This window comes from Sphingomonas arabinosi, from assembly GCF_036663715.1.
Lineage (GTDB): Bacteria > Pseudomonadota > Alphaproteobacteria > Sphingomonadales > Sphingomonadaceae > Sphingomonas.
This window is the reverse complement of sequence record NZ_JAXOJN010000039.1, coordinates 1-7,257: the sequence shown is the minus strand read 5'-3', so window position 1 is coordinate 7,257 and position 7,257 is coordinate 1. Positions and strand designations below refer to the sequence as shown.

The 7,257-nt window shown below is 61.2% G+C and carries 10 protein-coding genes and 1 pseudogene; 8 read left to right on the top strand and 3 right to left on the bottom strand.

Features of this window, described 5'->3' with window-relative positions:
• Together U1708_RS20810 and U1708_RS20335 are read left to right on the top strand one after the other, a co-directional pair.
• Positions 1–100, top strand: a pseudogene (locus U1708_RS20810) (IS630 family transposase); the annotation flags it as partial.
• Positions 101–669: 569 nt separating this feature from the next.
• Entirely contained in the window at positions 670–864 is a 195-nt protein-coding gene (locus U1708_RS20335; protein WP_332748109.1) for a hypothetical protein, read from the top strand.
• 14 nt (positions 865–878) lie between these two features.
• On the opposite strand, the gene U1708_RS20330 is transcribed toward U1708_RS20335, so the two are convergent.
• Entirely contained in the window at positions 879–1,367 is a 489-nt protein-coding gene (locus U1708_RS20330; protein WP_332748107.1) for a hypothetical protein, read from the bottom strand.
• 99 nt (positions 1,368–1,466) lie between these two features.
• Here U1708_RS20330 and U1708_RS20325 point away from each other — a divergent pair, with 99 nt between their 5' ends.
• The 4 genes from U1708_RS20325 to U1708_RS20310 all read left to right on the top strand — a co-directional run bounded on the left by U1708_RS20325 (position 1,467) and on the right by U1708_RS20310 (position 2,921).
• On the top strand, positions 1,467–1,751 hold the full coding sequence (locus U1708_RS20325; RefSeq protein ID WP_332748105.1) for a type II toxin-antitoxin system Phd/YefM family antitoxin: 285 nt from the start codon (positions 1,467–1,469) through the stop codon (positions 1,749–1,751).
• Positions 1,751–2,176, top strand: a complete 426-nt coding sequence (locus U1708_RS20320; RefSeq protein WP_332748103.1) for a type II toxin-antitoxin system VapC family toxin — start codon at positions 1,751–1,753, stop codon at positions 2,174–2,176. The genes U1708_RS20325 and U1708_RS20320 overlap by 1 nt, the downstream gene beginning before the upstream one ends.
• 113 nt (positions 2,177–2,289) lie before the next feature.
• Complete coding sequence (locus U1708_RS20315) at positions 2,290–2,454, top strand: hypothetical protein (protein ID WP_332748101.1); 165 nt, start codon at positions 2,290–2,292, stop codon at positions 2,452–2,454.
• Between the two features lie 59 nt (positions 2,455–2,513).
• Entirely contained in the window at positions 2,514–2,921 is a 408-nt protein-coding gene (locus tag U1708_RS20310) for a response regulator (RefSeq protein ID WP_332748099.1), read from the top strand.
• A gap of 17 nt (positions 2,922–2,938) precedes the next feature.
• Here the strand turns inward: U1708_RS20310 and U1708_RS20305 are convergent, their stop codons facing one another.
• A complete protein-coding gene (locus tag U1708_RS20305; protein ID WP_332748098.1) occupies positions 2,939–3,151 on the bottom strand; it encodes a hypothetical protein in 213 nt (70 codons plus the stop codon).
• Positions 3,152–3,285: 134 nt separating this feature from the next.
• Positions 3,286–3,762: a hypothetical protein gene (locus U1708_RS20300; RefSeq protein WP_332748096.1), complete on the bottom strand. Its 477-nt coding sequence runs from the start codon at positions 3,760–3,762 to the stop codon at positions 3,286–3,288.
• A gap of 1,124 nt (positions 3,763–4,886) precedes the next feature.
• Between U1708_RS20300 and U1708_RS20295 the strand changes: the two genes are divergently transcribed.
• Both U1708_RS20295 and U1708_RS20290 read left to right on the top strand, forming a co-directional pair.
• Positions 4,887–5,333 (top strand): DUF736 domain-containing protein, encoded by a 447-nt coding sequence (locus U1708_RS20295; protein WP_332748094.1) that lies wholly within the window; start codon positions 4,887–4,889, stop codon positions 5,331–5,333.
• An 81-nt stretch (positions 5,334–5,414) separates the two neighbouring features.
• Positions 5,415–6,515, top strand: a complete 1,101-nt coding sequence (locus U1708_RS20290; RefSeq protein WP_332748092.1) for a DUF2493 domain-containing protein — start codon at positions 5,415–5,417, stop codon at positions 6,513–6,515.
• Positions 6,516–7,257: the final 742 nt, after the last annotated feature.

The following is a 7,257-nucleotide window of genomic DNA, read 5'->3' as shown; positions in this document are numbered from 1 at the left end:
CATCCATGGCCTCTGGGACGCCATCGGCCGCATCGTGGACCTCTACTCACCCCAGGAATGCTCGAACTATTTTGCAGCCGCTGGTTACGATGCAGACTGATCAGAAACCGCTCTAGCCCGACTGATTGCAAAGCACCTCAAGACCGAAGAGGAAGAGTTGCATGCGCCCTTGCGGGCGCGCAGGCTTACGACGACACAGATCCCGGCTTTCGCCGATATCGCGGCGGAAACGCGTGATCTTCGCTTGGCATATTCTGCCCATATCGGTGACTGGCACGCTCGAACCGTTCAAGCCGATTGGTCTGAATATACCGCCAGCGCACGCCGGCTTCACGTTGCACTCGAACGGCTAACCAGGCGTGAGGAAGAAGAGATTTACCCAGCTGCGCAGCGGCTCTTGTCCGATCTGCGCTAACGCCCTCCCGCGCTAAAACGATAACGGGGCCGGAACCGATAGCAGCGGTCCCGACCCCGTCGATCGAAGGATCCCCCGTCGAAACGGTGGATAGACAGGCTCAACGCGTTAGCGACGATTCCGGTCCACCACCCCCGTTATACGGTTCATCCTCAATTTTCCATGAACGAGCCGTTCCGGCCGTTCCACTCGCCATACGGCGCACCACCCGAAGGACTTCACCCGAAGGACATCAACCCCGAAGGGACATCAACATGACCGTCATTGCACTTTCGGCTCGCCGCAGCTCGCTCGCGTCATTCGAGAACGCCTACGCCGTCGCCATTCAGCTTCGCGAGAATACCGGCGTCGACCAGTTCGTGGTCCGCACCGACAATCCCATCCAGCCCTTCCGCGTCTCCCGGTGCCGGCCACATCAGCCGGAGAGTCTTCTCGCCCTGGTCGCCTGACCGGGCGTCGATTGTCAGCCTGCGCTCGATACGTTGGTTATGATCTGCGCAGCCGTGCGGCCTTCACACAGTTCAGCGTTCGTCGCGTACAGCACCGGTAGCTTCTGCTCACGCATCACGTTGCACATCCGGCCACGACGATACGTCAAGCTCTGCAGCCAGGCCAACTCGGTGATCGCCTGCTCGATCGGCGTGTCGTACAGCAGATACCAAAGGCGCATCTGGTACGGGTTCTTGTCGCGCAGGATTTCCTCGATATCCTTATAGCCTTCTCTGTATGCCGTCGTGTTGCGAACGTCGCTTGCGAGCGCGGTAAACGCCTCCTGCAACTCCGTGATCGCGAGATAGGCGACGTCGAGGCCGATGCCGACCGTGGCGCCTGCAAGCACCCTGCGATCGACCGATATCTGCGGATCGCCGTTGTCGTCCTTCTCATTGTTGTTCAGCACGTCGAGCAGCGGGAGGTCGTAATCGTACCCCCGCATCATGTCCTGGACCTTCATCATATTCTCCTTCGGGTGAGGCCTCGGACTTGCTCCGACCGTCACGCGCCCGGTTCCATGGCCGCATGACGAACATTGACAATTCCGCCACCTGCGACAATGTCTGTACGTCACGACAAACAAGGTCAACCCGAAATGCAAACTTTTTCCAGTCGCGACTTCAATCGCGAACCGGGGCGCATAAAGCGCGCTGCCGTGGACGGTCCCGTCATCATCACCGAGCGCGGTCGGCCGATCATCGCGGTGATGCCGTTTGCTGAATATGAGAGGCTAAAGGCACCCCCCGGCAACATCCTCGACGCGCTGGACATGGACGAGGTCGGCGATATTGAGGTCGACTTTAGGCGACCGCAATCCTTCCCGCGGCCGGCAGTATTCGACTGATGTACCTGCTCGATACCAACGTCCTCTCCGAACTGCGCAAGCGCCGCAGCGGAAAGATCAATCCAGCTGTGGAAGCATGGGCCAGCAGCGTCGATCAAGCCGACATGTACCTCTCAGTCATTACGATCATGGAAGTCGAGCTCGGCATCGCGCTACTCGAACGGCGCGATGCTAGACAGGCGGGCGTGCTACGGCTCTGGCTCCACGAGAAGGTTATGCTGGCGTTCACCAGTCGCGTCCTGCCTGTGGACACGGCGATCGCGCTGCGCTGCGCGCGGCTGCATGTCCCGGAAACCAAAAGCGAGCGCGACGCGTGGATCGCAGCGACGGGGCTCGCACACGATCTAACGGTTGTTACCAGGAACCTCGCCGACTTTGCGGGAACCGGCGTGACACTCCTCGACCCCTGGACCTTCGCCGACTGAGCAACACGACGTCGAGATGCGCAAAATCAAAAGGTTGCGACGCGGATCCAGCGCACGATTTCGGAAGCGTTCATCAAACGCCGTCTAATCTCGATCAAGGTATTGTAGGTTGGATGACTGATGCACTTCCGGACTCCCCTTCTGCCGATCGGCAGCCGGTGGATGTTCCGCTGAACCTAATGAAGATGGCGCTCGCTCTGCTCGATCGCGAGGACGAGGGCGGAAGCGTTTCGGCGTGTCTCCTTCAGGAGGCGATCGAGGCCCGGTCCACTCAATAAGCTGACGACCTTGCACATTCTTGCCGGGGCCGCTTTTGGGAATCGTTGGTTAATGCGCCATGACCCTGTCTACCGCCCCTTATGCTCTGGCCGTCGATGATGATCCGCTTCTTCTCATGTCTACGTGCGACATTCTTGAAGATGCTGGCTTCCGTTGCCACTCGGCCGACCACGGTGACGCCGCCAAAGCGATGCTTCCGGAGCACGCCGAGAACATCACTCTCCTTTTCTCGGACGTTGAAATGCCGGGTGACACCAACGGCTTTGCCCTGGCGCGCTACGTCGACGAGCATTGGCCGTGGATCGAGATCGTCATTGCCAGCGGGCGGATCAAACCAGAGCCCGGTGAAATGCCGGAGAAGGCGACGTTCATCGGTAAGCCGTTCTCCGCGGCGATAGTCCATGAGCACCTTCGCGCTAAGCTTCCGGACGGCAAGAAGCCGGAGCCGCTAAAAACGGCCGTTTAACGACGACCAGTGCAGGCCTACTCGTCGTCGGTGTCCGTGGTAGCGGCTACGCCGCGGGCTTCGAGGGCGGCGTTTAACTGACGCCTTATGCTCATGCCATTCAGGTGGCTGAATACGCCTTCATAGCCTTCGGCACTCAAGCGATCGCGAATGTCCGAAACCGAACGACAGGCCCCTTCCCGCGACAACTGGAATGCCCGCTCAACCGTTCCGATACGTGTGTCGCTCAATGCCCCTCCGGATAGCCGATCAGCGACGCAGGACACGGGCATCGGCTAGCACGCGATATCGCCCGAAAAATGTCGGGTTCAAGCCTGTTCGCTGTTGCAAAACGATGTTCGCAGTTGCAGCATAGGGACGCCTTTCAGGCATCCTCTCCTAGAAACTCTCCGGGCCGGCTCACGCTGGCCCTTTTTTTGTCTCCCGAACGCAGCCGCAACTGCGTGATAAGCACACGTCGTTCACGCTCGATCTGGGTTTTCATCATCGCCCAGATATCGCGAGCGCCGGAGCAATAGCCTGCCCAGTCGGCCTCGATCGAGGCGTGGGTCCATTTGGCAATGTGCGCATTCGACATCAGCCGTTTTGCGGTCAGGGCGACCAAGAGATCGGATAGCGCGCTTCGCAGATCTGTATCCGCATCTTCGAGCAAGGCAGGTACGACCGTCTCACTCACGAACTTCGATCGTGCGAGGCTGGCGTTGGTAAGGCTCTGTCGATCCTTAGCCAACTGATCGCTGCCGGGGCAGGACGCCGCGCAATGCCGTTCGATTTTGCCTATCCCGTCGATGATCCTTCGGTGATGCTCCTCCAACGTGTGTAGCATCTCGTCGTAGTTCATATGGATGGTCCTTCCCGGTCGCGAGCATTGCTTGTTGCTGTCATTGACACCCGCGATCTGACGCCGCGGTTCCGCATTACACGGAGTATTATCACCTATCTTATAACGGCTTAGATTGAAGGTCTGGCCCTACCCCTCGGCGCGTCCCCTGCCCCTTTAGACACACCGTTACTCAAACGCGCGAAGTCGGCAGGAGGCTCATAAAACCGCCTCCGAAACGAAGAAATGGTCAGCGTCGATGACACGCTGAAGGACGTCGTTCGATTGCTGCGAAGTTCGGCGCAGTCTGATCGACGCGGTGGCCCACGGCTATGCACTGGCGGGAGGTATAAGGGGGCCACCCCGCCCAAGTGGGCGGGGCTGGGCTCTAGTCGGCAAGAGCCGACCGGAGCCCCGCGAAAAGCGGGTCTTCGCCCTTACGGGTCACGATCCCTTGTCCGTCGTCCTTAAACGCTTCCACGAGCCTCCTGCGGCCATTGTCGCGGATGATGCGGGGCGGAGGGTGGGCCCCTCCCCTGACGTCACGTCCAGGACCACGACCACCGCAGACAGCCTGCGGCTGTGGAATCATGCGCTAGGCGCATGATGTGTTCTTTGTGGGCCTGTGTTCTCATCGCACCCTTCGCCGTCTCTCAGTGTCTCGGCGTGCCAAACCCGTCCGGCGGGGTCGGCGTCAAAGCTGAATTGCCCGCAAGCGGGCAATGTTTTTGTTTGATTGGAAGACGCCTCAACAAGAATACCGGGCCTGAAGGCCCTACGGTTTCCACCCCGCAAGCGGGGCGGAGCCTCCGTCATTCATGTTGACCCCGCCGGCCGTGCCTGCCTCTTGAGCCCCTGCGAGGACGGCTCCGGGTGCGATGAGAACAAAGGCCGGGCCTTGCCCATCAGAACGGTAGAAACAGAATAGCCCGCTACCGCGGTCTATGCGTCTTTAATTTGTTATTTACGCCCCCTGGTCGGGGGCTCTTTTATGCTCGGACTCACCGTGTACGATGACCAAGTGTCAAGTAATCAATCCGTTTGTCCGAATAGAGGGGAGGGGGTAAAAAGAAGATGCCGGAGGGGAAAGGCCCCAAGCACCGGAAAACAGGGGGATAGGCCCCCGCCTAGATGGAGTTAAGACTATGAACATCGGTCAGTTCAAGAACGCCAGCGGTCAGCTTGTTGGTTCGATCGCAACCGCGACTATCGACCTCCCGCGCCTTGGCCTTCGTCCCGTCGAGAGCAACAACGAACGCGCCCCGGTTTTCGAGATCGTCACCCTGAACGTCGCCCGCCGCTGGGTTCAGATCGGCGCACTGTGGCAGCTGACCAGCAATTCGACCGGCGAGGTTTTCTATCAGGGCAAGCTGGACGACCCCAGCCTTTCCGAGCCGTTGCAGATCACGCTTTTCGGCAACAACGAAGAAGGTTTCCGCGTCGTCTGGAACCGCGCGCAGCCCCGCCGCGAGAACATGGACGGCACCCGCCAGAGCCGCCGCAAGGCAGCCGATGACGGTTTCGGCAACGGCAACGCGACCGACAACGGCCAGCTTGCCGAGCCGCAGAACGACGAAATCCCCGCGTTCTAAAACACCGACCAAGACGGGCGGGGAGAGCGGCTGAAACGCTCCCCCGACCCTAAACCGCCATCCCTGCCAAAGGTTAGCACCATGACCAAGAAAACGACCTCCCCGCGCTTTAACAGCTTTTCCGAAATGGGCGAAGCGTTGAACGGCACCCACGCCAGCACGGACACCACGCCCGCCACGGAAACCGCCAGCGACGGCGCCAGCGACCCGCGCGCGGCCGAGATCGCAGAGAGCCACGCCGAGGAAACCGCGACCACCAATTTTCAGGATGCGTTCGGCGACGTTGGCGCGCTTTCCATCGTCGAGCTTGGCGGCGAGCGTCAGGAACTCGACATGCCTGAGCCGATCGAGGCGCAGCACGATTGCGCGGCGATCATGGCGTCTCTTTTCGACCTGTTCCGCGATACCCGCCTAGAGGCGAGCGCACAGGCGATCGCATGGGGGTTCGTCAACTCGTTCCACTTCGAGGCGCAGAAGCTGGAACGCGAGGAAGACACGCTTTGCCGCGACCTTGGCGAGATGACGCGCCGCTATGATCCGTCCGAAATCTACGCAACGGAAATGGAGGAATTGCAACTTCGCGCGCAGACCATGACCGAGCGCCGCGCCGCTATAGAATGCATGCGCGACTATGCCGCCGACTGCTACCGCGCGCAGTCGGGCCACCCATGGTCCCCCGCGCGCGGATCGAAGGTTTCGAGCGGAGGCACCGCAAGCCAGATTGCCGCCCTCGACTTCCTGAAGGCCCGCGCGCAGGACCACCGCGAGAAGCGCAACCCGACCGGCCCGCTTGTCGTCTTTTCGGGCGGTCAGGAATGGCACGACTTCCAGCAGCTTTGGGACCGCCTCGACCAGATCAAGGCCCGCGTGCCCCACATGACGCTTTGCACCACCGCACAGCGCAAGGGGTGCGATATGATCGCAGCAGCATGGGCGGCGAGCCGTGGCGTTACCGTGGTTGCCTTCACCCCACAGACGGGCCGCTATGGCAACCGCGCCGGGTTCGTCCGCAACGAGCAGCTTGCAAAGCTGGCACCCGTCGAAGCGATTGTTTGTCAGGGTTCCGGGCTGCAATCGAACCTGTTGCAGGTGCTGAAAAACGCCCGCGTCCCAACCCACGCTTTCCGCATCGACGGACAGGCACCCGCTCCCACCGCAACCAAGCGGCAGGCGATCAGCTAACCCCATCGGGCGGCGCAGCCGAGAATGCGCCGCCCCTCCCCTTTCCTTGGCAGGAATCACTAGGCCAGCGACGGGCGAGCCCCGGCGCTGGTCCTTTTTTGTCAGCGTTGCTGTGGGGGGAACCCTACGGTTCCCCCCACGCCAGGCGATCGGTTGCGCGGCGTCCTTGGCACGGCCCCGTCGGGCCGCGCCTGGACGCCGCGCGACCGATCGCCTTCCCCCCTCCGGTAATGCGCTGCCGCAGCTCCGTAGCGATCGCAGGCGAGCTGGTCGGGCGTCGTGAGCGGGGATGGCCCGGCCCGGCTCGCTCGCATCGGTCAGGCCCTTCGGCCTGCCCTTCGCTACGCCTCGGCCGGGGAAGCGGCAGTGCGGGCATCGAGCCCGCCCTGGCGCTGCTGCCGCGGGGAAAAATCTATCTCAAGTCGTCCTATTATCCCGGGCGGCGCGACAAGCCTCAAGGGACGGCAGGGTCCCACCATTTTTCTGCGAAAAATCGTTGCCCCTACCGCCGCTAAAGCGGTCGCAAGAGCGATCCCTTGACCCTCGCCGCGCCGCCCTAATCCGGAATGCGTCTTGAAGAAGAAGGAGGACGACATGCAGGTCTCATTGTTCAGAGCGCTGAAATCGGCTAGAGCGGTTTCTCACCGTGCTGAATCATAAGGGGATTCCCGTCGCTGCGGTTTTCTGATTCAGGTGCGTGCCGGTGCAGGAGGCTGGCATGGATGGCGCGAGCATTGTCAGT

Coding starts and splice junctions, on each gene's coding strand:
- U1708_RS20320 (WP_332748103.1), top strand. CDS start 1,751: ATGTACCTGCTCGATACCAACGTCCTCTCCGAACTGCGCAAGCGCCGC.
- U1708_RS20325 (WP_332748105.1), top strand. CDS start 1,467: ATGTCTGTACGTCACGACAAACAAGGTCAACCCGAAATGCAAACTTTT.
- U1708_RS20300 (WP_332748096.1), bottom strand. CDS start 3,762: ATGAACTACGACGAGATGCTACACACGTTGGAGGAGCATCACCGAAGG.
- U1708_RS20315 (WP_332748101.1), top strand. CDS start 2,290: ATGACTGATGCACTTCCGGACTCCCCTTCTGCCGATCGGCAGCCGGTG.
- U1708_RS20330 (WP_332748107.1), bottom strand. CDS start 1,367: ATGAAGGTCCAGGACATGATGCGGGGGTACGATTACGACCTCCCGCTG.
- U1708_RS20290 (WP_332748092.1), top strand. CDS start 5,415: ATGACCAAGAAAACGACCTCCCCGCGCTTTAACAGCTTTTCCGAAATG.
- U1708_RS20335 (WP_332748109.1), top strand. CDS start 670: ATGACCGTCATTGCACTTTCGGCTCGCCGCAGCTCGCTCGCGTCATTC.
- U1708_RS20295 (WP_332748094.1), top strand. CDS start 4,887: ATGAACATCGGTCAGTTCAAGAACGCCAGCGGTCAGCTTGTTGGTTCG.
- U1708_RS20310 (WP_332748099.1), top strand. CDS start 2,514: ATGACCCTGTCTACCGCCCCTTATGCTCTGGCCGTCGATGATGATCCG.